17 protein-coding genes and 1 pseudogene are annotated in these 20,036 nt (G+C 64.1%); 11 read left to right on the forward strand and 7 right to left on the reverse strand.

Translation table 11 applies throughout. The annotated features are described in order from the left end of the window. Nucleotides 1-3 precede the first annotated feature (3 nt). The 7 genes and pseudogenes from ABNX08_RS25160 to ABNX08_RS25190 all read left to right on the forward strand — a co-directional run bounded on the left by ABNX08_RS25160 (nucleotide 4) and on the right by ABNX08_RS25190 (nucleotide 8,634). Nucleotides 4-2,145 carry a capsular polysaccharide biosynthesis protein gene (locus tag ABNX08_RS25160; protein WP_349605130.1) on the forward strand — a complete coding sequence of 714 codons (2,142 nt, stop codon included), beginning with the start codon at nucleotides 4-6 and terminating at the stop codon, nucleotides 2,143-2,145. A 142-nt stretch (nucleotides 2,146-2,287) separates the two neighbouring features. Then, nucleotides 2,288-3,745, forward strand: coding sequence for a capsular biosynthesis protein (locus tag ABNX08_RS25165; RefSeq protein ID WP_349605120.1), 1,458 nt, complete (start codon nucleotides 2,288-2,290; stop codon nucleotides 3,743-3,745). A gap of 12 nt (nucleotides 3,746-3,757) precedes the next feature. Beyond that, nucleotides 3,758-3,988: a hypothetical protein gene (locus ABNX08_RS25170; RefSeq protein ID WP_349605121.1), complete on the forward strand. Its 231-nt coding sequence runs from the start codon at nucleotides 3,758-3,760 to the stop codon at nucleotides 3,986-3,988. A 412-nt stretch (nucleotides 3,989-4,400) separates the two neighbouring features. Further along, nucleotides 4,401-5,452: pseudogene (locus tag ABNX08_RS25175) on the forward strand (IS630 family transposase). Between the two features lie 282 nt (nucleotides 5,453-5,734). Beyond that, nucleotides 5,735-6,076 (forward strand): hypothetical protein, encoded by a 342-nt coding sequence (locus ABNX08_RS25180; RefSeq protein WP_041681758.1) that lies wholly within the window; start codon nucleotides 5,735-5,737, stop codon nucleotides 6,074-6,076. Further along, on the forward strand, nucleotides 6,073-7,254 hold the full coding sequence (locus ABNX08_RS25185) for a hypothetical protein (protein ID WP_022538421.1): 1,182 nt from the start codon (nucleotides 6,073-6,075) through the stop codon (nucleotides 7,252-7,254). Before ABNX08_RS25180 ends, ABNX08_RS25185 begins: the two co-directional genes overlap by 4 nt. Nucleotides 7,255-7,272: 18 nt before the next feature. Further along, the gene (locus ABNX08_RS25190; RefSeq protein ID WP_022538422.1) at nucleotides 7,273-8,634 is read left to right on the forward strand and encodes a cytochrome P450; all 1,362 of its coding nucleotides are present in this window, start codon (nucleotides 7,273-7,275) and stop codon (nucleotides 8,632-8,634) included. An 18-nt stretch (nucleotides 8,635-8,652) separates the two neighbouring features. On the opposite strand, the gene ABNX08_RS25195 is transcribed toward ABNX08_RS25190, so the two are convergent. Then, the gene (locus tag ABNX08_RS25195) at nucleotides 8,653-9,705 is read right to left on the reverse strand and encodes a hypothetical protein (protein ID WP_022538423.1); all 1,053 of its coding nucleotides are present in this window, start codon (nucleotides 9,703-9,705) and stop codon (nucleotides 8,653-8,655) included. Between the two features lie 228 nt (nucleotides 9,706-9,933). Between ABNX08_RS25195 and ABNX08_RS25200 the strand changes: the two genes are divergently transcribed. The 4 genes from ABNX08_RS25200 (at nucleotide 9,934) to alaC (ending at nucleotide 13,432) form a co-directional block, all read left to right on the forward strand. After that, nucleotides 9,934-10,629, forward strand: coding sequence for a PadR family transcriptional regulator (locus tag ABNX08_RS25200; protein ID WP_022538424.1), 696 nt, complete (start codon nucleotides 9,934-9,936; stop codon nucleotides 10,627-10,629). Nucleotides 10,630-10,707: 78 nt separating this feature from the next. Further along, nucleotides 10,708-11,535, forward strand: a complete 828-nt coding sequence (locus ABNX08_RS25205) for a siderophore-interacting protein (protein ID WP_041681759.1) — start codon at nucleotides 10,708-10,710, stop codon at nucleotides 11,533-11,535. 114 nt (nucleotides 11,536-11,649) lie between these two features. Further along, the gene (locus tag ABNX08_RS25210; RefSeq protein ID WP_041682047.1) at nucleotides 11,650-12,039 is read left to right on the forward strand and encodes a hypothetical protein; all 390 of its coding nucleotides are present in this window, start codon (nucleotides 11,650-11,652) and stop codon (nucleotides 12,037-12,039) included. A gap of 121 nt (nucleotides 12,040-12,160) precedes the next feature. Next, nucleotides 12,161-13,432 carry an alanine transaminase gene (alaC, locus tag ABNX08_RS25215; protein WP_022538427.1) on the forward strand — a complete coding sequence of 424 codons (1,272 nt, stop codon included), beginning with the start codon at nucleotides 12,161-12,163 and terminating at the stop codon, nucleotides 13,430-13,432. On the opposite strand, the gene ABNX08_RS25220 is transcribed toward alaC, so the two are convergent. The 6 genes from ABNX08_RS25220 to ABNX08_RS25245 form a co-directional block, all read right to left on the reverse strand. Further along, nucleotides 13,426-14,103, reverse strand: coding sequence for a Crp/Fnr family transcriptional regulator (locus ABNX08_RS25220; RefSeq protein WP_022538428.1), 678 nt, complete (start codon nucleotides 14,101-14,103; stop codon nucleotides 13,426-13,428). The two genes, alaC and ABNX08_RS25220, sit on opposite strands and share 7 nt — an antisense overlap. 14 nt (nucleotides 14,104-14,117) lie before the next feature. Further along, nucleotides 14,118-15,245, reverse strand: a complete 1,128-nt coding sequence (locus tag ABNX08_RS25225) for an enoyl-CoA hydratase/isomerase family protein (RefSeq protein WP_022538429.1) — start codon at nucleotides 15,243-15,245, stop codon at nucleotides 14,118-14,120. A 9-nt stretch (nucleotides 15,246-15,254) separates the two neighbouring features. After that, nucleotides 15,255-16,025 (reverse strand): enoyl-CoA hydratase, encoded by a 771-nt coding sequence (locus ABNX08_RS25230; protein ID WP_022538430.1) that lies wholly within the window; start codon nucleotides 16,023-16,025, stop codon nucleotides 15,255-15,257. Next, nucleotides 16,022-16,912 (reverse strand): 3-hydroxyisobutyrate dehydrogenase, encoded by an 891-nt coding sequence (gene mmsB, locus ABNX08_RS25235; protein ID WP_022538431.1) that lies wholly within the window; start codon nucleotides 16,910-16,912, stop codon nucleotides 16,022-16,024. Before mmsB ends, ABNX08_RS25230 begins: the two co-directional genes overlap by 4 nt. A 245-nt stretch (nucleotides 16,913-17,157) precedes the next feature. Next, the gene (locus ABNX08_RS25240; RefSeq protein WP_022538432.1) at nucleotides 17,158-18,681 is read right to left on the reverse strand and encodes a CoA-acylating methylmalonate-semialdehyde dehydrogenase; all 1,524 of its coding nucleotides are present in this window, start codon (nucleotides 18,679-18,681) and stop codon (nucleotides 17,158-17,160) included. Between the two features lie 41 nt (nucleotides 18,682-18,722). Then, nucleotides 18,723-19,856, reverse strand: coding sequence for an acyl-CoA dehydrogenase family protein (locus ABNX08_RS25245; RefSeq protein ID WP_022538433.1), 1,134 nt, complete (start codon nucleotides 19,854-19,856; stop codon nucleotides 18,723-18,725). Between the last annotated feature and the right edge of the window lie 180 nt (nucleotides 19,857-20,036).

Here is a 20,036-nt window from a genome sequence, read left to right on the forward strand (position 1 = left end):
GAAATGCGTATCTGTCATGCAGGCAATCAAGCGGCCAGTCAATCCACGGTGTCACAGAGCTGCCATGTGCAGCGGGTGTGGATAGAGTCGGTCGGTATCGCGCGTATTCCGCATCTTGCGGCGCTGCTGGGTGGCGACATGATTGTGCAACGGCGTCCCTTGCTGTTTGGCACCGCTGGCGCCATGCAGCACGATGCCGGCTTTGTCGTGGGCTGGGGGTGCCGTCCGTCCGGGATAAGGGCAACCGAGCGGGCACGCCGAAATGGCTTACGTGCTCTGCTATTGGAAGACGGTTTTCTGCGCTCCGTGGGCCTAGGTGTGCACGGGCATATCGCACCATTGTCTCTTGTGATCGACGACCTCGGTATCTACTACGACGCGACTCGGCCATCGCGCCTTGAGCGTCTAATTACCGATTGCGCGGGCGACAACGCTTTGCTCGCCGAGGCCCGGCGCGGCATCGCAAGGATTCGGGCGGAGCGACTGTCGAAGTACAACCATGCTCCGATGGCAAAGGCGATCGTGAACCACGACAGGGTCCGAGTGCTTCTAATCGACCAAACCGCGGGAGACATGTCCGTCGTTCTGGGAGGTGCCAGTGCACAGACCTTCGCGGACATGCTTGCTGCAGCGGAGATAGAGTTTCCGGATGCCGAGATATGGATCAAGACTCACCCCGACGTGCTGTCGGGCAAGAAGAGGGGGTATCTCGATGCCCGGCACGCCGGCGGCCGACTGCGCATATTGGCGGATGACTGCTGCCCGCTGTCGTTGCTCGAACAATTCGATCGCGTCTACGTTGTCACGTCACAGATGGGATTCGAGGCATTGATGCTTGGCAAGCCGGTCACGGTGTTCGGGCGGCCCTGGTATGCCGGCTGGGGGCTGACAGACGATCGGCATCCCGATATTGATGCATTGCGCGAGCGAAGGCCGGGACCTCGCAGCATCGAGCAATTGTTCGCGGCCGCCTATCTGCAGTATTCACGGTACATCAAACCAATCTCGGGTGCGCCGGGCACCTTGGTCGATGTCATGGATTGGATTGTCCGCAATAAGACGATCAACGACGAAAGCCGCGGCACGTACTGGTGCGTCGGAATGAGCCTGTGGAAACGCGCCATCGTGGCGCCGTTCTTGGAGACGCCCGCCAGTCGAGTGAGGTTCGTTCGCTCGATTCGCCACGACCAACTTTCCATCTTACCGCCAGATGCGCGCCTGGTGGTATGGGGCAACCGGCATGTGGAATTGTGTGCAGCTGCGGCTGCAAGGGGAATACCGGTAGTGAGGCTGGAGGACGCGTTTCTTCGTTCCACCGGTCTTGGCTCGGACCTCCATGGTCCCCTCTCACTCGCTGTGGACGGCCCTGGCATCTACTATGACCCATTTTCCGGCAGCAGGATGGAACAGTTGCTGGCCACGGTTCAGTTGGACGCGGCATCGCGTACCCGTGCCGCAAGACTGAGAGAGACTCTGGTCCGACAGAAAGTCAGCAAATACAACGTAGGTGGCAGCTTCACCTTGTCACCTGCAAGCACGGGCCGCCGCGTACTGCTGGTGCCGGGGCAGGTGGAGGATGACGCGTCCATTCTAGCGGGCTCCCCGTTCGTCAGGCGCAATGTGGACCTGCTGCGCAATGTGCGTAAGGCTAATCCGAATGCCTGGATTGTCTACAAGCCGCATCCGGATGTGGTTGCGGGAAACCGGCTTGGCGGTATCGCCGCCGACGAACTTGCCGAACTCGCAAACCAGGTCGTAGAGAAGGCGAATGTCAGCGAATGCATTGCGGCCGCCGACGAAGTCCACACTATGACGTCACTGACAGGATTCGAGGCACTGTTGTTTGGCAAGACGGTGCATTGCTACGGTGGACCATTCTATGCCGGGTGGGGCCTGACGGTGGACCATATGGAACTGCTTCATCGACGGCGCAGGTTGTCGATGGACGAACTTGTGTATGTGGCGCTATGCCAATATCCGCGCTACCGGCTTCCCGGTGTTGTGGGATTCTGCGCAGCCGAGGATGTGGTGGATTTCCTGATCACAGCCCGTGAGCGCAGCACGGCGACTGGGGGTAGCCACTGGATCAGCCGGCAATGGCGCAAGGGTCGCCAACTGGTTCGGGTCATTGTCGGTGCCCGATAGGGTCGCAATCGAGCGCGGGTGGCACCAGGCGTGCCCGCAATCTTTTGTCGAGTTTGCCTGAAAACAAAGTATTCGCTGCCGGGAAAGTGATTGGTTGTCCTGCTTTCCTGAGGCAGCAAGAATTGCAAGGGTCGTCAGCATCATGTTGTCTTTCCGGGAGTCTGAAGGCCAGCCCGTAAGAGCGCCGGCAGGAGAGGCCGCGTCGCGGCCATCAAGCAATGCGGCAAGGCCGCCTGATGAGCGTAAAGGGGCCGGCTCGGCCGCGCGCGAAGGCTTCGACCAGTTGACCGCTTACTCGCGCGTGCTGATGTTGCAAGGTCCTAACGGTCCCTTCTTCGCGCGTCTTAAGAAGATGCTTCAGGCGGCAGGAACGCAAGTCTGGAAGATCAATTTCAACGGCGGCGACGAACTCTTCTTCCCTGGCAAGGCGACCATCCGCTTTCGTCACCCCATGCCTATGTGGGAGTCGTTTCTGCGGAGTGTCTTAACGAGGCTGTCCATCGATGCCGTTGTGGTCTTTGGCAGCGCGCGGCGCCAACACCGGATCGCTGCGCGCGTGGCGCAATCTCTTGGCATCGCTTTTTGGGTCTTCGAGGAGGGCTATGTGCGACCCGATTACATCACGTTGGAGCGGGGAGGTGTCAACGCCGATTCGCCACTGGCCGCCGTCGCGCTCGACGATTTGCCGGTGTTAGCAAGCATAGCGCGGCGCCGACGGTTCCAGCATGCCTTCAGCAAGATGGCCTGGTATTCATTCTGGTATTTTGCTGGAGGCATGGCGCGAGCCAAGCAATATCCAGACTATCGTCACCACAAGCCGTTCGGTGTGCATGAGATCGCCTTGTGGTTGCGTGCCGCGGCACGTAAACACTGGTACCTTCGGCTGGAACAGCCAATCGCTGCCCGCCTGCTGTCGGACGCGCATCCGCCTTTCTTTCTCGTTGCGCTCCAGGTCTACAACGACGCGCAGATCCGCGTGCACAGCCCCTGGCGCCGCATGGAGGATTTCATCGAGTGGACAATGTTCTCGTTTGCACAATATGCGTCGAGCGAGACCATGCTGGTGATCAAGCATCATCCGATGGATCGGGGGCATACTGACTATGCTGCCTGCATTGCCGAATGCTCGCGCCGTTATGACTTAGAAGGCCGCGTGGCATATATCCATGACGTTCATCTTCCCTCGCTGCTTCAGCGCTGTGACGGAGTGGTGACGGTCAATTCCACCACCGGCCTACAGGCGTTGCATCATCGCGCACCAGTCATCACATTGGGCCGCTGCTTCTATGACAAGCCGGGTCTGACCTATCAGGGCAGTCTGGACGACTTCTGGCGCAATCCCACGCCTGTAGACATGGGCGCATACCGGCGCTTCCGTAACTATCTAGTGCGCGTGTCACAGATCAATTCGTCCTTCTATGCGGACGCCACGCTGAAGGAACGGGTATCGCCGCGGCTGTGGCTCCGAGAGCGGAGTGGCCGCTTTGTGTGCGCCATGGCCCTGGTGATCACCCAGGCCATCTCGATGGACTGGTGGCCGATCGATCTTTCGGCGCTCACTTCACTGATGCAGGGTGCAATGGAAATGCTGGCGGATTAATGCGCCCAGTTCTTGAGCGAACTCATTGTCCATGAACAAAAGCATCGATCCAATCACTACCAGCTTGGCAGGCTTTATTTCGAAATCGGATCGATCCAGCTATCGCCGCCCAATGTTGCAGGGTGCACATTGGGCGGCGAAGGTATGGTTTCGGGCTTCGGGGGAACAGAAGACACCTCTTGCGAAGAGCTCGGATGCAGCAAAAATCATCGCATGTGTGAATCGGCGGGGATGATCGTGTGACGGCTGTCGCCATTCTAAATGGCCCAGTAGCGTACCGTTTTTGCGGGCCACCGTCCATGCATTTCGCGCTGCGCTAACGTCGTGGAGTTAAAGTTCCGGTCCGCGCCTCGCTTTGGCAACTCATGCGGCCATGCGAATGGCATCAGTGGTCGGATGGTGAATGGAGGTGCGCAGGCGCTGCCATTTGCAATAGCTCATCCGGCCAGCTGGCTATATCTGTGCCATGAGTTATCGATTGTTGTGTCGTCCACTACGATGCGCCCCGCGTCGAATCTGAACAGGCTGCTGGGCAATACGAGTTCGAATGCCCTTCTCGCGTTCGCACGCGACCGGTTGCGTGAATTGTCTCCGATGCTAGTCCATCGCGTCTTTGAAATAGCACCCCATTCATCTATGATGGATGCATGGGAAAATGAACTTGGACGAGCTCGAACGAGAGCAATTGTTGGCAGCCACGCGCAGCCAAACGGTGCGTGTGGCGGATGTGCGTCGGGCCAGGTTGATCCTGATGCTCGAAGACGGGGAGCCGCGCGACGCGATCATGCAGCGGCTCGGTTGCGATTCGCGCTTTATCGCGCGTTGGTCGCGCCGGTTTCTGGCCGAGCGGCTGGCGGGCCTGTACGCACGCCATCCCGGCAGAGCCCCCGCGCGTGCGCCGGAGAAGCTTGAGGCGCGTGTGTTGAACACCACGCTCAAGCGCAAGCCAGCCGACGGCTCCACGCATTGGAGTAGTTACAAGCTGGCCGCAGAGTTGGGCAACGTGTCGGTCTCGACCGTGCAACGTATCTGGCGCAAACATGGTCTGCGTCCCCATCGACTGGCACAGCACATGATCTCCAACGATCCGGACTTCGAGACCAAGACTGCCGACGTCATTGGCTTGTACCTGAACCCGCCGGCGCATGCGGTGGTGTTCTGCGTGGATGAGAAGACCGCGATCCAGGCATTGGACCGCAAAGACCGCATGTTGCCGCTGTCGCCCGGGCGTGCCTGCGTGCCGAAAGCCATGGATTCGAGTACAAGCGCAACGGCACCTTGAGCCTGTTTGCCGCGTTGAACACGGCCACCGGAGAAGTGCTAGGCAAGACCGCGGCGCGCCACACCAGCGTGCAGTTCGTGGCGTTTCTGACTGATATCGTGGCCCATCAGCCAGATGGTCAGGAAATCCACGTGATCTGTGACAACGTGAGCGTCCACAAGACGTCGCGCGTCCAGGAATTCCTGCGGGCCCATCGGCACGTGCACATGCACTTCACGCCCACATATTCGTAGTGGCTGAACCAGGTGGAGAATTGGTTCTCCCGTATCCAGCGTGACGTAATTAGTCGCGGTATCTTTACTTCCGTGAAGGACCTGGACCGGAAGCTGATGCGCTATATCCGTCAGCACAACGAGAATCCGGCACCCATCAAGTGGAAGTACAACGACCCAACTCGGCGAATTCGCCCGGTGCCATTTAATTGACGCAGTGTACTAGTTAGGAGCAGGCCCGTCTCGCTGCAGGAGTAGACAGGGCTGCCGAGGGCATTGGCTTCCCGCGCGTGCCCTTGTGTACCAAAACTACAACAGAATTCACACAATCAATGCGGCAAGAACCGTCTTACAGCCCGGCGGACCTCTGTTAACCATGGTGCTCGGTATACTGCAGAGCGCCTGATTCCCCCGATCTGTCTTCCCTTGGCAGCAGGCCCTCAGCCTCACCACCGCTGTGCCACCAGCCCCATTCATCACCACAATTCCATCGTCATGAGAGAAAGAATCGCCGGCTTTTTGCTGATGATTTTCATCGTGCCCCTGGCCGTCCTAGGTTATCTGCTGATCGTCTATATCGGCTTCTTTGGCAAGACCGAGCGGGGCCGGGCAGGGGTGAGGGCAATGGATCATTTCGTAAATGCGACCCTGCTCAACGGCTACGCGTGGGAGTCGGTCTCGTCGCATGCCTGGCGGGAGCAGCATAGGTGGTGGGCGCGCTTCATCATCTGGTTTACCGACAAGTTCCAGAAGGACCATTGCCGGCGCGCCAACAAGCGCGAGCAACCCGTAGTTGACCTGGTGCTGAAGAAGAAGCTGCACCACAGAACACAATGACGCAGACTGCCACCAAAAAACAGCCCGCGCCGGCGGCAGCTCGCGGCGTGCGGCGCCGCAAGGTGTACTACGTCAGCGGCTTCGACCCACGCGGCGCGGGTTTCTATCACCGCTTGTATCGCGAAGAATCAGCCAAGCAATCGGTTCATTTGGGCACCACCGTTCAGGTGGGCGCGCGTTCGCGCCTGGACAAACATGTCAGCGCGTGGAACGTCAGCAGCCAATGGCAAGGGCAGGAAGTGTCGACGGAGTACCAGTTCCTGCATTGGGACGACCTGGTACGGCGGCACTGGGAGCCGAATCTGCTTAAGTTGCTGCTGTCCTCGCTGGCGACTTACGCGGGCTATGTCGGATGCGGTGCGTTTGGCCGCCTGGGCAAGACGTTCCGCGGTCCGTTTTACAGTGCCTTGTACCCGCTGGCCTACCTCTTCTTGTTGCTGATGCTGGCGCTTGCCGGTGGCATGGCGGCCAAGGCAGCTATCGGCAGCGCCGCAGGCAATGACTTGTTCGCTTGGGCCGGTGGTATTGCCTGTGGCGTCGTGCTGATCTGGGCTGGGGTCACGCTGGCAAATCGGCTGGCGGTGTTCTGGCTGTTACGGATTTACCGGTTCGTCCAGGGTTGGGGGGTGCGTGAGCCCAATGACGTCAAGGAACGGATCGATGCCTTTGCCGACTGGATTCGCCGCGACCAGCAAGCGTCGCCTTGTGACGAGGTATTGCTGGTCGGCCATAGCGTCGGTTCGATTGTCGCTGCATCACTCGCTGCTCGGCTGGCAGGTGCGCTGACGCCTGCGCAGCGCCGCAATATCACGCTGATCACCCTGGGGCAGTGCATTCCATTGCTGAGCCTGATGCCGTCGGCAAAGGCTTTCCTCAGTGACCTGCAGCGGCTGTCTGAAGAGCGTGACATGCAGTGGTTTGACATGAACGCGCGCGCGGACTCGCTATGTTTCTCGCAGGCGAATCCGCTGGATATCTCCGGTATTACCGGCACCGGGGTCGGCCGTCCCACCGCGCAAGTGGTGCGGCCCTTCCGCATGTTCGGCAAGAAGGAATATTCGCGGATGAAGCGCAGCAAGCAGCGTCTTCATTTCCAGTACCTGATGGCAAGTGCCTTGCCTAACGAGTACGACTATTTCCGAATGACGGCCGGTCCGCGCCGCATCCAGCCCTTTTGATTCCGGCAGTCCACCTTCATGAATTTCCAGCCCCCGTATCCCAAGCCCCACGTGCGCAAGAGTTCTTTCCTGTTGCGCTTCCTGCGCGGCTGGAATTCCTGGATCGATGTGCTGTTCGAGCGCAGCTACTCGATGAAGATGGGCAAGATCTCGCAGCCCGGCATGGACATCTTCATGGTCAACGATGCCGACTGGGTGCGCAAGATCCTTGGCGATACGCATGCGTATCCCAAGCATAAGCTGATGCACCGGATGCTGGAGCCGTTGCTGGGCACCAGCATCTTCACCACCAACAGCAAGGTGTGGGAGCGCCAGCGCCGCCTGGTGGAGCCGGCCTTCGCGCAGGCCAGGCTGAAGCTGGTGTTCTCGCTGATGGCCGATTCGGTGGCGGGCATGACCCGCCGACTGGATGCGGTGGCGGACGGGCGCTCGTATGAGGTGGATGGCGAGATGACCTACGTGACCGCCGACATCATCTTCCGGACAATCTTGTCGGAGAATTTGGAGGCGTCTGCCGCCAAGGAGATCTACGACGCGTTCCTGGAGTTCCAGCACCACGCGCAGCGGGCGATGATCCTGATGATCTATCGCCTGCCGCCGGTGTTTTCGGCATGGGCCAGCAGGCGTGCGGCGAAGAAGATTCGCGTGATTCTGTCCGATATCATCGCGCGGCGGCTTGCCGAGCGTGACAGCGGGCAGGCGGGCGGTCGCCAGGATATTCTCGCCGGCATGATGGAGGCGGTCGATCCCGTCAACGGCGATCGCTTCAACTATGAAGAACTGGTGGATCAGGTCTGCATGCTGTTCCTGGCCGGCCATGAGACCTCCGCCAGTGCGCTGACATGGGCGCTTTACCTGATCTCGCAATGCCCGCACCTGCAGGACAAGATGCTTGAAGAAATTCAGGCCGAGGTAGGGGACCGTGATTTCGAACTGAGCGATATCAAGAGCCTGCCTACAGTGGGTAATGTGTTCCGCGAAACGCTGCGGCTGTATCCGCCGGTCGGTTTCTTCGTGCGTGAGGCATCGCAGTCCCAGTGTATTCGCGACAAGGAGGTGAAGGAAGGCTCGCCGATCCTGATTTCGCCGTGGCTGCTACATCGCCATCGTACGCTCTGGGAGCGGCCCGACGAGTTCGATCCCGCGCGCTTCGACACGGACGCGGGCAAGGAATCGGCAAAGTGCGCGTATATCCCGTTCAGCAAGGGGCCGCGCGTGTGCATCGGCGCCGCCTATGCCACGCAGGAGGCGGTGCTGATCCTCGCCAGCATCGTGCGGCGCTATCGCGTCGAAGCCGATCCGGACCATGTTCCCAAGGTAGTTGGGCGCGTGACGATCCGTTCCGGCAACGGCGTACGTGTCAAGCTGCATCGCCGCTAACCGGCGCCCGCCGCAAGGCTAGAACCCGCTGATGCGCAGCCCGATCGCGAACAGCCCGTATGATCGGTCAAGCCGTCTGGCCGTGACCGGGTTGTAGAGCATCGGCACATATCCGACCAGGCTGTTCTGGGCGCCTTGTCCGCGCACGAACAAATCCACGTAACGGTTGATCGCATACGACGCCTGCAGTGCGACGGTCTGGTTGAACTGGGCCTTTGGCGCGCCATATGTCGCATAGCGATCATCCAGTTCACGGAAGAAATACTGGACGTGGTAGCCGGCCAGCAGGCTCAGCGAGCCGTAGCGCCATCGCCACGATCCGCCGGCGCCGATGAACGCGCCGCTGTCATTGAAGCCGTTGCCGGCATCCAGGCCGAATTGGGTGGCGTTGACGCGGAAGCCGCCATTGGCGATGGTGGCGCGACCCATCCGGCAGGGCGCCGCCAGCGTGCCGATGGCCATGTTGTCGGCACCAACCCTGACGTTATACTGGCACGCGCCTTGTTGCAGCATGCCCTGGATATCGCCGGCCCGCACCCAGCTATAGCCCGCACTGATGAAGCCGGTCAGGAACTGGTTGGTCCACGGTTGCCCGGTGTAGATCAGATCTGCCTGCACCTGCGTATCGTTCGGGTGTGCGATGGTGAAGTTGGCGAGCTTATTGGCGTACGTCTGCCCGGACTTGCTCAGACTGTCGGTGTAATTGCCCCATGCGGACAGCCGCAGCGTCAGCTTCCTGCCGGCATCCGGGCTCACGATCAGGCCATAACTCGTTGAGGCAAGCCAACTGTCTATGCCGGCAGAGTCGTCGGCGTAGCTGAGGTGCCGGCGCCAGTATCCGGCCTCCAGCGACCACGCCGGCGAAAACTTGTAGCCCGCGCGGGCATGGCCCCCCTGGTAATGGCTGCCCACGTCATAGGCGCCTTCCGCGGCATACCCCCGCGCCGCAGCAACCACCGGTTCCGCGCTGAGCAGCGCATCCTCCATGGCGCCGAGCGCCGTTCCCCATGACGCCAGCATCATGGCGCCGATGCTGGCTGCTCTGAGCCTGCGTTGCGTGATGGCGCCCATGTTGTCTCCCCGTTCGCCTTCTTATTCTTCGTGGTCTTGCTACCTGGCCCCCACCGTCTGTCGCGGTGCTTGGCGCTAATTGAATGTTGGAAAGCCGAAAGCCCCTATACAACCCTGTTGTGTGTGCCCGGACACGGGCCCGACCCGGGAAGCCGATCTGCCTTAGCTTGACATTCGCTCTTACGATATATATCGTACGATATGTTTTACGACATAGCGAAGGGCGTCATGCGCCACCCCCGCCATCACTCCGGCTTCTCCGGCCACGGCCGGCACCTCTTTATGCGACTTGTCCCGCACCTTGCGCACTACGCCATGGGTCGCCAGGGCGGAGGCTTCTGGGGGGGGCGCCCCGATGACGGCTTCGGGCCCGGTGGTCCCGAAGGTCCCGGCGGCTTCGACGGCGAAGGCTGGCGCCGCGGCCGCAAGTTCAGCGCCGACGACCTGCAACTGCTGTTGCTGGCCCTGCTCGAGGAAAAACCCAGTCACGGCTACGAGCTGATCAAGGCGCTGGAAACGCGCACCAGCGGCTTCTACAAGCCGAGCCCGGGCGTGGTGTACCCGGCGCTGACTTACCTGGAAGAGGTCGGCTACGCCACCGTCGATACGGAAGGCAACAAGAAGCGCTACCAGCTCTCCGACACCGGCAGGGCCCATCTCTCGGCCAACCGCGAGCGTGTCGACGTGATGTTCGGCAAGCTGCGCCATGTGGCGCGCAAGATGGAGTGGATGCGCCGGGCGATGAGCGGCGAGCCGCAGGTCGAGCCGGAGCAGGGCGGCTGGCTGCCCGAGTTGGTGCAGGCGCGTACCGCGCTCAAGCGCGCGCTGATGTTGCGCAGCGAGGCGGGCGTGGACGAACAGCGCCGCCTTGCCGAGATCCTGTCTCGCGCGGTGGCCGAAATCGAAGCAGGTCCCAAGGCCTGAGCCGTGGCGCTGACACTGGCCTGCGCCATCGGCAACTGGACCCGGCAAGCGTCGGGCTCGAAATCAATGAATCCCAATATGACTGCAAACGCCCCTGAATCCGCACGCGACCTGACGGTCCAGCGCGTGCGTCATCCGCTCAAGATGCGCCTGCTGCAGGTGCTGCGCACCACGCAGGTTTCACCGCAACTGCTGCGCGTGACACTGGGCGGCGCCGACCTGGAGGACTTTGCCTCGGCGTCGTTCGACGACCATGTCAAGGTGTTTTTCCCGGTGAATGGCGCCGACAAGCCGGTGCTACCGCAGGTGACGCCTGACGGCATCGTCTTCCCGGAAGGCCAGCCGCGCCCGCCCGCGCGCGACTACACGCCGCGCCGCCATGACGCGGCAAAGCGCGAACTGGATATCGAATTCGTGCTGCACGGCGACGGTCCCGCGTCGACGTGGGCGGCCCAGGCGCGCGCCGGCCAGTACCTCGGCGTTGGCGGACCGCGCGGCTCCTTCGTCGTGCCGGCGGCGTTCGACTGGCACCTGCTGATCGGCGACGATACCGCACTGCCGGCAATCGGCCGAAGGCTTGAAGAACTCGGCCCGGATACCCGCGCCATCGTGGTGGTGGAAGTGGCTGATGCAGCCGCGCAGACCCCGCTGCCGACACAGGCGCCCCTCGACCTGCACTGGTTGCATCGCGGCGATGCGCCCGAAGGCAGCCAGCTGGAAGCAGCGCTGCGCACGCTCACGCTGCCGCGCGGCGAAGGCTATGTCTGGGCCGCCGGTGAAGCCGCGGCGATGAAGGCGGTGCGCCAGTACCTGGTCGGCGAGCGCGGCATCGACAAGCGCCGCATCCGCGCATCGGCGTACTGGAAGCGCGGCGATGCGGCGGTGCATGAGACGCTGGACGACTGAGGCGAAGCGGCGCAAGGTACCTGCGCTGCGATGCACGCGCCCGCCGCGATGGCCTAAGATAAGCCCATCAGGCCATCGCCGCGCTCAGGAGGACTCGCTGTGCCGCACGCCGCCATGCCTTGCCGCCTCCCATCCAGCCTGCGCCTTGCGCTCGCTGCCAGTGCGGTTGTCCTTGCCGCCTGTGCGCCTGACTCGGTGCGCAATATCCAGGCGAAAGACTTCAATGCCTATCTCGATTCGCTGAAGACCGCGTGCCCGAACCTGGTCATGGGCTCGAGCAATATCAGCGACTGGCTCCGTACCAGTGGCGACAGCGATGACAGCAACTACGTCTACTGGCTGGACCAGACCTCGCGGCTGTATTACCAGCGCATCTCGGTCAAGGAATACCGCGATTCAGTCAGTGCGGCGCTGGGCGGGCGCTCCGACGCACCCGCGCTGGACTGCATCGTGCGCAGCCTGCCGGCGAACCGGCCCACGCATGTGCCCGGCGGAAGGCTGTAAGGATCGCACGCAGCCGTTGTGCAACGGCCGCATCCCCGCTAACATGAGTCCCTGGTGGCCGAGACAACGGCCGCCGACGTCGCTCGGACGGTTCCGGGCGCTTACGTAAAGGACTCCCTCCATGACTGCCGCTTCTGGCAAGCGCCGCTTTGCGCGCATCGATCGCCTTCCCCCGTACGTTTTCAATATCACTGCCGAGTTGAAGATGGCCGCCCGCCGCCGTGGCGAGGACATTATCGACATGAGCATGGGCAATCCCGATGGCGCCACGCCGGCGCATATCGTGGCCAAGCTCACCGAGGCGGCGCAGCGGCCCGATACGCATGGCTACTCGGCCTCGAAGGGTATCCCGCGCTTGCGCCGTGCGATCTCGCACTGGTATCGCGAGCGCTATGACGTGGAGATCGACCCCGATACCGAGGCCATCGTCACCATCGGCTCCAAGGAAGGGCTGGCGCACCTGATGCTGGCCACACTGGATCGCGGCGATACGGTGCTGGTGCCTGATCCCAGCTACCCGATCCATATCTACGGCGCGGTCATTGCCGGTGCGGATATCCGTTCGGTCCCGCTGGTGCCGGGCATCGACTTCTTTGCCGAGCTGGAGCGCGCGATCCGCGGCAGCTATCCCAAGCCCAAGATGATCGTGCTGGGCTTTCCGTCGAACCCGACGGCGCAATGCGTGGAGCTGGATTTCTTCGAGCGGGTGATCGCGCTGGCGCGCAAGCATGACATCTTTGTCGTGCATGACCTGGCGTATGCGGATATCGTCTTCGATGGCTGGAAGGCGCCGTCGATCATGCAGGTGCCGGGCGCCAAGGACATTGCGGTGGAGTTCTTTACGCTGTCCAAGAGCTACAACATGGCGGGCTGGCGCATCGGCTTCATGGTGGGCAATCCGGACCTTGTGGCGGCGCTGACGCGCATCAAGAGCTATCACGACTACGGCACCTTCACGCCGCTGCAGGTGGCGGCCATTGCGGCGCTCGAAGGCGACCAGCAATGCGTGCGCGAGATTGCTGCGCAGTACCAGTCGCGCCGCGACGTGCTGGCGCGCGGGCTGATCGAATCGGGCTGGCCGGTGGATATCCCGAAGGCGTCGATGTATATCTGGGCGCGGATTCCGGAGCCGTATCGCCACCTCGGTTCGCTGGAGTTTGCGCGGCAGCTGCTGGAGAAGGCGAAGGTGACGGTGTCGCCCGGCATCGGCTTTGGCGACTATGGCGACGAGTACGTGCGCTTTGCGCTGATCGAGAATGAATCGCGCATCCGGCAGGCGGTGCGGGGCATCAAGGCGATGTTCCGTGCGGACGGGCTGGTGAAGGTGCCTGCGCCGGAGCACGGTGAAAACGCGGCAAAACCCGCGAAGACCACCAAGCGCGCGGCTCAGTAACGTCGCAGCGCCTCCAGGTCGAGCACGTGCACCATGCCGTGCTCGACCGCCAGCAAGCCTTCATCCTCCAGAACCTTCAGCGCCGCATTGGCGCGCTGGCGCGAGATGCCGGCCAACAGGCCGACTTCTTCCTGCGTCAGGTGCAGGCTCGACGCCGCGTCGGCACCGAGGGCGGGGCACAGCACCGGATGGAACAGCGCCGCCAGGGCACGCGCCACGCGGCCTTCGACGCCATGCATGCGCTCATGTTCGACCGTGGCGATGAAATGCCCGAGGCGTTCGTTCAGTTGCGTGATCAGATAGCGATTGAAGGGCAGGCTGCTGGCCAGCAACCATTCGAAGGTGGCCAGCGGCAGACAGGCGATGCGCGAATCGCGCAGCGCCACCACGTCATAGCGCCGCGCTTCGCGCTTGAGGAGCGAACCTTCGCCCAGCCAGCCGCCGGCGGGTACGCCGGTCAGCGTGGCGCGCTTGCCCGACGCGACGGAGCAATGCACCTTCACCAATCCCTGCGCGACACCCAGCCAGCAATCCGCAGGCTCACCCTTGCGGCTGACGTAGGCGCCCTGCGGCACCAGGCGCTCGCGCAGTTCGGTGCGCACGCGCTGGCGTTGCTCCGGCGTCAGCAAGCCGGCCCACGCGCTGCGCGCCAGCAGCGCGTCCAGGCTCACGGCACCGCAACCGCTCAGGCGTGCAGGGGCAACGGCTGCTCGCCCGGTGCCCACCACGGCCGGAACAGCGCCTGCACCGCGGCGTCGTCGACGGCTTCATAGCTGGCGGTGCGCCAGTGCGGCGCGTTGTCCTTGTCGACGATCAGCGCGCGTACGCCTTCGATGAAATCGCCCTGCGAGAACGTATTGACCACCACTGCCAGTTCCATGCGGAAGCAGTCGGCCAGGTCCATGCGGCGGCCGCGCAGCAGAAGTTCGCGCGTGGCGCAGGCAGACAGCGGTGAGCGCGTGCGCAGTACGTCGATGGTGCGGGTTGCCCACGCGGTGTATTGGGGATCGTCCTGGCAGGCCAGCCCGGCAAGGATCTCGGGCAGCGTGGCGTGTGCCGGGAAATGCCGCAGCAATGCCGGCAGCGTCTGCAGCAGCGGCGCATCGGCGGCGCTTGCCACCGGCTCGCGCACCAGTGCGTGGCGCAGGTCTGACAGCACGTCCTTGCCCCAGGCAATGCCGGCAAGTGTCTGCTCCAGGCCGGCCAGCGAGCCGCTGTCGACAGCCGCGTCGGCCAACCCGCACAGCAGCGCGTCGGCCGCGCCGATGGTGACGCCGGTCAGCCCCAGGTACAAGGCCAGCTCTACCGGCAGCTTCGACAGGAAGTGGCTGGCGCCCACGTCCGGCACCAGCCCGATACCGGTCTCCGGCATGGCCACGCGCGAGCGCTCGGTGACGATGCGCAGGTGTGCCGCCTGCGCCAGGCCCATGCCGCCGCCCATGACGATGCCGTCCATCAGCGCCACCAGCGGCTTGGCATAGCGGTGCAGGCGGTAGTCCAGCGTGTATTCGTCGATAAAGAAGCGCCGGTGCAGCGGGGTGCCGTCGCGGTAGCTGTCAGTCAGTGCGCGAATGTCGCCGCCGGCGCAGAAGGCCTTGGGGCCGGCCCCGCGCAGCACGACCGCGCGGATGGCGTCGTCCTGCGCCCACGCCTCCAGCTGCGCGCCAAGCGCGACGATCATCGGGTACGACAGCGCATTGAGCTGGCGCGGCCGGTTCAGCGTGGCGATGCCGACGCCGTTGACGGCGTGGAACAGCACCTCGGGTTCGGCGGCGTCCAGGTTGGCGGCCGTGGTCTCCTCAGTCAGGCGCATGGCCGGCTCCTAGGCGTTGCGCCATTGCGGCGCGCGTTTCTCGAGGAAGGCGTTGACGCCTTCACGCTGGTCGGCATCGTCGAACAGGTCGACAAAGCGCTCGCGCTCCAGCGCCAGCGCGGCCTGGCGCGGCACGCCCTGGCGCGCCAGGTGCACCAGCCGCTTGCTATGCGCGGCGGCGCGCGGGCTCACGTTGCCGGCGCGCTGCGCCATCGCCATCGCTGCCTGCAATGCCTGGCCGCGCGGCACGACTTCTTCCACCAGGCCGATGCGCAGCGCGGTGGCGGCGTCGACGCGTTCGTTGGTCAGGATCATGCGCTTGGCCCAGCCTTCGCCGACCAGCCACGGCAGAGTCTGCGTGCCGCAGCCGCACGGCAGCAGGCCGACCGCGGCTTCCGGGAGCGCCATCTGCGCGTGTTCCTCGGCGATGCGGATATCGCAGGCCAGCGCGCATTCCAGGCCGCCGCCCATGGCATAGCCGTTGATTGCGGCGATCACCACGGGGCGGGCGTTCTGCAGCGCTTCGAAGGCGCTGCCGAACTGCTGTGCCATCACGCGGGCATGGGCGCGGTCGCCTTCGGCAAAGCCGTTCAGGTCGGCGCCGGCGCTGAAGAACTTCTCCCCGGCACCGGTGACGACCACGGCGCGGACTTCCGGGTTTGCGTCGATCTTTGCCACCAGCTCGCGCAGTTGCTGCAGGCCCTCGGCGGTGAAGGCGTTGGCGGGCGGGCGGCTCAGCGTCAGCGTGGCGACGTGGCCTTGCAGGGCGAACTCGATCATTGCTTGGGCTCCAGGTACTGGCGGATCACGCCGGAGAAGTCGAGCTGGCCGTCGCCGCCATGGCTCATGGCCTGGTAGAGCTGCTGCGCCAGCGCACCGAGGAACAGCGGCTGCTTCACGCTGCGCGCGGCATCCGCTGCGAGGCCCAGGTCCTTGAGCATCAGGTCGGCGCCAAAGCCGCCGGTGTAGCCGCGCCCGGCCGGTGCGGTCTCGATCACGCCTGGCCAGGGGTTGCAGGTGTCGGAGGCCCAGCAGCGGCCGGTGGAGGTGTTGACGATGCCGGCCAGCACGTTGGCATCGATGCCGAGCTTGACGCCCAGCGCCATCGCCTCGGATACGCCGATCATGGAGATGCCGAGGATCAGGTTGTTGCAGATCTTGGCGACCTGGCCGGTGCCGGTGCCGCCGCAGTGGACCAGGTTGCGGCCCATGCCGGCCAGTATCGGGCGCACCTGGGCGAACAGTGCTTCGGTGGCGCCGACCATGAAGGTCAGCGTGCCCGCCTGCGCGCCGACGGTGCCGCCGGAGACCGGGGCATCGGCCAGGGCATTGCCGTGGGCTTCCGCGGCAGCGGCCAGTTCGCGCACGGTGGCGGGGTCGATGGTGCTGGAGTCGACCAGCGGCACGCCGGGACGCACGCCGGCGAGGACGCCGTCTTCACCCAGGTAGGCGCTGCGAACATGTGCCGCGGCGGGCAGCATGGTGATGACGAAGTCGGCTTCGGCTACCGCCTTGCGAGCGGAATCGGCTGCGGCGGCGCCTTCGGCGCGCAGTGAGGCTACTGCGGTGGCGTTGAGGTCGAAGACGGTCAGGGTGTGGCCGGCCTTGAGCAGGTTGAGCGCCATGGGGGCGCCCATGTTGCCGAGGCCGATGAAGGCGATATGCATGGGGTGTCTCCTTCGTACAAGGTGTCAAATCCCTGCCTGTTTTTCTCCCTCTCCGGCCTGCGGGAGAGGGGCGGGGGAGAGGGCGGGGATGTTAATCGCTACTGCGTCAGTTCAGCAGCCATGAAAGTTCGCGTGCCGGTGGTTCGCGTAGGTCAGAGGTCCTGCCAGCGCCTGCCCTCTCCCCCGGCCCCTCTCCCGCAAGCGGGAAAGGGGAGCAAACCGCCGGCCCTGCGACGTGCCTCGCATTACTTCAGACTGATCGTCGTATTCACCCCATCATTCACCGTCGCGTCATCAAACCACCGCGCCGTCACCGTCTTGGTCTGCGTATAGAACTGCACCACCTGCTTGCCATACGGTCCGAGGTCGCCCAGCTTGGACCCGCGCGAGCCCGTGAAGCTGAAGTAGGGCACCGGCACCGGGATCGGAATGTTGATCCCCACCTGGCCCACGTCGATCTCGCTCTGGAACTTGCGCGCCGCGGCACCGCTCTGCGTGAATACGCCGGTGCCGTTGCCGAAGGGGTTGCGGTTGACCAGTGCGATGGCGTCATCCAGCGTTTCCACGCCGATCACCACCAGCACCGGCCCAAAGATCTCTTCGGTGTAGATCGACATCTGCGTACCGACGTCGGTGAAGATGGTCGGGCCGATGAAATTGCCTTGCGGATACCCCGGCACCTGCACGCCGCGGCCATCGAGCGCCAGCGTGGCGCCTTCGCGCTCGCCGGCGGCGATCAGGCCGAGGATGCGTTCCTTTGCTGCCACCGACACCACCGGGCCGACATCGGTCCCGGCTTCGGCGCCAGCGCCGACCTTGAGCGTCTTGGCACGTGCCACCAGGTCAGGTACCCATTCGCGCGCCGCACCCACCAGCACCACCACTGAGGTGGCCATGCAACGCTGGCCGGCCGCACCGAAGCCTGCGCCTGCCAGCGCATTCAGCGTCTGTTCCTTGTGCGCGTCGGGCAGTACCACGGCGTGGTTCTTGGCGCCCATCATCGACTGCACGCGCTTGCCGTGCGCGCCGGCCAGGTTGTAGACGTGCGTGCCGACCGCGGTCGAGCCGACGAACGACACCGCCTTGATATCCGGGTGCGTGCACAGCGCGTCGACCACGTCCTTGGCGCCATGCACCACGTTCAGCACGCCCGGCGGCACGCCGGCTTCCAGCGCCAGCTTGACCAGTTCCATGGTCGACAGCGGATCCTGCTCCGAGGGCTTGAGCACGAAGGTATTGCCGCAGACGATGGCCATCGGGAACATCCACAGCGGGATCATCGCCGGGAAGTTGAACGGGGTGATGCCCGCGCACACGCCGATCGGCTGCTGCAGCGTGTAGGTATCCACCGTGGCGGCGACGTTCTCGGCAAAGCCGCCTTGCTGCAGCGTGCCGATCGAGCACGCATGCTCGACCACCTCCAGCCCGCGGAAGATATCGCCTTCGGCGTCGGCCAGGGTCTTGCCCTGCTCGGCGGTCAGGATCGCGGCGATGCGCTTGCTATGCTCACGGATCAGGGCCTGGTAGCGCAGCATGATGCGCAGCCGCGCGCCGATGGGCGTGTGGCGCCAGGTGGCGAAGGCGCGGTGCGCGGCGCCGACAGCGGCGGCGACCTCGCTGGCCGTGGCCAGTGGCACGCGTGCCAGCACTTCCTGCGTGGCGGGGTTGACCACCTGGCGGAATTCGGTGGCGGACGATTCCACCCATTCGCCGTTGATCAGCAGCGGTACGGTCGGCACGGCGTTGTCGGTCTTGGGCACGGCACTCATGGTTGTCTCCGGACGGTGTGGTTGTATGGGCAGGGCAAGGGTTACAGGCTGCGCGCGATCAGCATGCGCTGGATCTCGCTGGTGCCTTCGTAGATCTGGGTGATGCGGGCGTCGCGGTAGTGGCGCTCGACCGGGTAGTCTTCCAGGTAGCCGTAGCCGCCGTGGATCTGCAGCGCCTTGGAGCAGACGCGCTCGGCCAGTTCGGACGCATACAGCTTGGCCTGCGAGGCCTCGGACAGGCACGGCACGCCCTGGCTGCGCATGCGCGCGGCACGGTGCACCAGCAGCCGCGCGGCGTTCAGTTCGGTGGCCATGTCGGCCAACATGTTGGCGATGGGCGGATGCTCGCGCAGCGCACGGCCGAACTGGATGCGCTCCGACGCATAGCGGCACGCCGCCTCGAAGGCCGAGCGCGCGATGCCGATCGCCTGCGCGGCAATGCCGATGCGCCCGCCTTCCAGGTTGGACAGTGCGATGCGCAGCCCCTCGCCGGGCTCGCCGAGCAGCGCGTCGTGCGGCACGGTGCAGTCTTCCAGGGTAATCGCGCAGGTGTCGGAGGCGCGGATGCCCAGCTTCTTTTCCGGCGCATGGACGATAAAGCCCGGCGTATTGGTGGGGATGAGAAAGGCGGAGATGCCCTTCTTGCCACGCTCGGGCTCGGTGGCGGCAAACACCACCGCCACGCCGGCGCGCTTGCCATTGGTGACGAACTGCTTGCTGCCGTTGAGGACCCAGCCGTTGTCGGTGAACCTGGCGCGGGTGCGCAGGTTGTGGGCCTCGGAGCCGGCCTGCGGCTCGGTCAGGCAGAAGGCGCCGATCATTTCGCCGCTGGCTAGGCTGGCCAGGTAGCGCTCCTTCTGCGCGTCGGTGCCGTAGTGCAGGATCGGCCCGCAACCCACCGAGTTGTGCACGCTCATCAGCGTGGCGCAGGCTGCGCAGCCCGCTGCGATTTCCTCGATGGCAAGGGCGTAGGCGACATAGTCCGTATAGGTGCCGCCCCATTCCTCGGGCACGATCATGCCGAGCAGGCCCAGGGCGCCCATCTCGGCCACCACGTCTTCCGGCAGGCGGCCGTCGCGGTCCCACTGTGCGGCGCCCGCGGCCAGGCGCTCGCTGGCAAAGGCGCGCGCGCTGTCGCGGATCATTGTTTGCTGTTCGGTGTAGTCGCTGTGCATGGCTATGGGGGCTGGCGTATGGGGAGCCTGTTCAGGGCTCCGTTTGGCGCCACGCGGCAAGTGAGGCAGAATGCGCGTTCGGCGTTGACCTGCGGGCAGTGTAGGAACGCCGCGGGCGGGCTCCTATGCCAAAATCCGCCAATCTTCCTGAACTCGTTTGCCACGTTGGCGCCCCGGCAG

The organism is Cupriavidus sp. DF5525 (assembly GCF_040149425.2).
GTDB classification, from domain to species: domain Bacteria; phylum Pseudomonadota; class Gammaproteobacteria; order Burkholderiales; family Burkholderiaceae; genus Cupriavidus; species Cupriavidus pickettii_A.

Coding starts and splice junctions, on each gene's coding strand:
- ABNX08_RS25185 (WP_022538421.1), top strand. CDS start 6,073: ATGACGCAGACTGCCACCAAAAAACAGCCCGCGCCGGCGGCAGCTCGC.
- alaC (WP_022538427.1), top strand. CDS start 12,161: ATGACTGCCGCTTCTGGCAAGCGCCGCTTTGCGCGCATCGATCGCCTT.
- ABNX08_RS25195 (WP_022538423.1), bottom strand. CDS start 9,705: ATGGGCGCCATCACGCAACGCAGGCTCAGAGCAGCCAGCATCGGCGCC.
- ABNX08_RS25240 (WP_022538432.1), bottom strand. CDS start 18,681: ATGAGTGCCGTGCCCAAGACCGACAACGCCGTGCCGACCGTACCGCTG.
- ABNX08_RS25225 (WP_022538429.1), bottom strand. CDS start 15,245: ATGCGCCTGACTGAGGAGACCACGGCCGCCAACCTGGACGCCGCCGAA.
- ABNX08_RS25200 (WP_022538424.1), top strand. CDS start 9,934: ATGCGCCACCCCCGCCATCACTCCGGCTTCTCCGGCCACGGCCGGCAC.
- ABNX08_RS25230 (WP_022538430.1), bottom strand. CDS start 16,025: ATGATCGAGTTCGCCCTGCAAGGCCACGTCGCCACGCTGACGCTGAGC.
- ABNX08_RS25180 (WP_041681758.1), top strand. CDS start 5,735: ATGAGAGAAAGAATCGCCGGCTTTTTGCTGATGATTTTCATCGTGCCC.
- ABNX08_RS25245 (WP_022538433.1), bottom strand. CDS start 19,856: ATGCACAGCGACTACACCGAACAGCAAACAATGATCCGCGACAGCGCG.
- ABNX08_RS25210 (WP_041682047.1), top strand. CDS start 11,650: ATGCCTTGCCGCCTCCCATCCAGCCTGCGCCTTGCGCTCGCTGCCAGT.
- ABNX08_RS25205 (WP_041681759.1), top strand. CDS start 10,708: ATGACTGCAAACGCCCCTGAATCCGCACGCGACCTGACGGTCCAGCGC.
- ABNX08_RS25160 (WP_349605130.1), top strand. CDS start 4: ATGCGTATCTGTCATGCAGGCAATCAAGCGGCCAGTCAATCCACGGTG.
- mmsB (WP_022538431.1), bottom strand. CDS start 16,912: ATGCATATCGCCTTCATCGGCCTCGGCAACATGGGCGCCCCCATGGCG.
- ABNX08_RS25165 (WP_349605120.1), top strand. CDS start 2,288: ATGTTGTCTTTCCGGGAGTCTGAAGGCCAGCCCGTAAGAGCGCCGGCA.
- ABNX08_RS25190 (WP_022538422.1), top strand. CDS start 7,273: ATGAATTTCCAGCCCCCGTATCCCAAGCCCCACGTGCGCAAGAGTTCT.